Origin of the sequence: Saccharopolyspora sp. (assembly GCF_017434145.1) — a bacterium.
GTDB classification, from domain to species: Bacteria; Actinomycetota; Actinomycetes; order Mycobacteriales; family Pseudonocardiaceae; genus Saccharopolyspora_C; species Saccharopolyspora_C galaxeae.
The window spans coordinates 1-2506 of the sequence record NZ_JAFRFW010000144.1; the positions used below are offsets into that span (position 1 = coordinate 1).

Consider the following 2506-nt stretch of genomic DNA (forward strand, 5'->3'; position numbering starts at 1 on the left):
CGGACGGGTCGGCGGCGCGGCGCCGGGCGCGGGCGGTCTGCCACTCGGCGTCCCGCGCGGCGAGCTCCCTGCTCGCGGTGATCAAGGAAGCGGGCAGCGCGCCCGAAACATCGCCGCGGCGGAGCACGAAGCCCTGCTCGAACTCGACGTCCACGACGGCGGGTCGCTTGCGGGTCAGCTTCGAGGTGGGCGTGGCGACGAACCGGTACCCGGCGCCGTGCGACCAGGTACTGGTGATCCCGGACGGGTCGGCGTCGTGCGCGGGCAGCTGCCTGCCGCCGGACGAGGCGCCGCCCTGGTACGCCTGCTCACTGCGCTTCGCACCGAGCGGCTCGTTCGGGATCACCCAGTCACCAGCCTGCCCGAACAGCTCCCGGTTCGGGTAGGAAGCCGCGTCCGGGTGCTGCGGCACGCCGAACGCGGCGAACGGCAGCGCGCTCAGCGAGTTGCCCGTCGCGGTGCTGTGTTCGGTCCGGGTGCTGCTCGGGAAGGCCGATTCCCCGCCCAGCCCGATGCGGCCGCTGGCGCCGGCCAGTTCGCCGGGGCCGGTCGCCTTCGGATGCATCGTCAACTCGACGCCGAGGCTCGACGGCAGATCCAGCGGCACCCCGTCGGAGCCGTGCGAACCCAACGTTCCGGTCGCCCGGCTCGACGTGAGGGCGGCGCGCAGCATCCTGCGCGTGTGCGCGTCCACCTCGACGCCCGCTTCCTCGAGCGTTCGCTCCGCTCCGCGGACCAGGTCGCGCACGTCGCCGCCGAAGTCGATCGCCCGCCACTTCGCCGGATCATTCGGGAGTCGCACGGCATCGGCGCGCCACCCGGCCAGCGCTGCCGCACCGGCGTCGTCCGCGCTGCGTCGGTGGATCTCGCCGCTGCGCGAGCCCGCGGGGCCGGGGATCGCGTCCTCGACCGGGGTGTGCGTGGTGACGGTGCGGGTGTCCGGGGCCGCCGCGATGCGCTCGCCGTGGCGCTCGATGCGCAGGTCGAACAGCAGCTTCACGCGGTGCTCGGCCAGCGCGCCGCGCACCGTTTCGGTGTGGGTGTGCTCGATCGTGCCGTCCTGGCGCACGTTCCGGGATGCCTTGAGCCCCTCGAAGGCGTGGCCGAGCCCGAGCCCCCAGTAGTTGTACGGCGCACCGTGCTCGGCAGGCGCGGTGCTCGCGGCGGCCTCGTCGTTCTGCATCATCACCGACGGGATGGCCATGTTGAACACTTCCAGCACCGCCCGCCGGAAGCTGCGCGCCGTGCTGGTCACGAACGACGCCTTGGTGGCCCGCTGCCGCTCGCCGTGCTTGATGCCGACCGGCTCGGCCTGCCCCACCTGCTCGGCGGCCACGTGCAGCTCGTAGGTCTCGCCGCGGAGCCGGTCCTCCAACCGCAGCGGGGCGCTCGTGCCGCCGTTGGACAGATCGCGCAGCGAAGCCTGGATCCGCGACAGGTAGCGCTCGGCTTCGGCGTAGTTGTCGTGCGCGGTCCCCTGCGAGGCCGGGGAAAGCAGCTCGTCCGCCCGTTCCTGGCCGAGGCGCCGCACCAGCTGGTCGTGCAGCGGCTTGAGCTGATCGCTCAGGTCGACCGGCTCGATCACCCCGTCCGCCCAGCGCGGGGCGCCGAGGTCCTGGCCGTCCGGGATCGGGCTGAGGTCCGCGCGCTCCGGCCGCGACTCGGGCTCGGGCAGCCGCGGCGGCTCTGGCCCCTCGGCGGCGCGGTGGGCGTCCTGCTCGGCCTGCCGGATGCGGAGTTCGTGCAGCTGCTGGTCGTCGACCACCGCCCACACCGCGTTCGGCAGCTCGAAGCGCTCCGCCGCGCGACCGACCTCGCGGGAGCTGAACAGGTTCCAGCGGTCCAGCTTGCCGCGGCGGCGGGTCTCGACGGCCTGGGTGGCTTCCAGGGTGGCGCTGATGACGTGCACCCGGCGCGGTTCGGAGGACATCGCCAGCTCGTCGGTGATGGTGCTGCGGTGCCCGTCCGTGCGGCCCTTGGAGTTGTTCAGCACGTCGATCGTGCTGAACAGCATCCCGAAGCCGTAGCTGGTCGTGCCGGGGCTGTGCCCGGAGGTTTCGCTGGTCGCCATGAAGGCGGGCTCGATCGTGCTCTTCCAGCCCCAGCTGCGGCTGCGCTCGGAACCGGTGGTGCTGGTGCCGGTGCTGGACTCCTCCGGTTGCAGCCACACGGTTTCGTGCTTGTTGACGTCGCGCAGCTGGTAGGAGACCGCCGCGCTGCCTTCGGTGTTCGCCAGCCTGCGCGTCCAGCCGAGTCCGCTGATCCGCTGCAACCGGCTCAGCGCCCGCCGGTCGCGGCGCAGCGCGCCCGCGGAGACGGTCTGCTCGATGAGCCGGGAGTTGGCGCCTGCCGGGAAGCTCATCGCCGGGTCACCGGAAGACCGGTGCAGCAGCGACCGCAGCGATCCGCGCACGTGCTCCAGCCCGCGCACCGACAGCAGGTGCACGCCGTCCAGCTTCGAGGTCCGGCCGTGGCGCAGCAGGTCGCTGTGATTGATCGAGACGTC

General features: G+C 72.9%; 1 protein-coding gene. It reads right to left on the reverse strand.

The features are described 5' to 3' along the window. On the reverse strand, positions 1–2506 hold a 2506-nt coding region (locus IJH84_RS04025; protein ID WP_295140318.1), incomplete at both ends, for a hypothetical protein.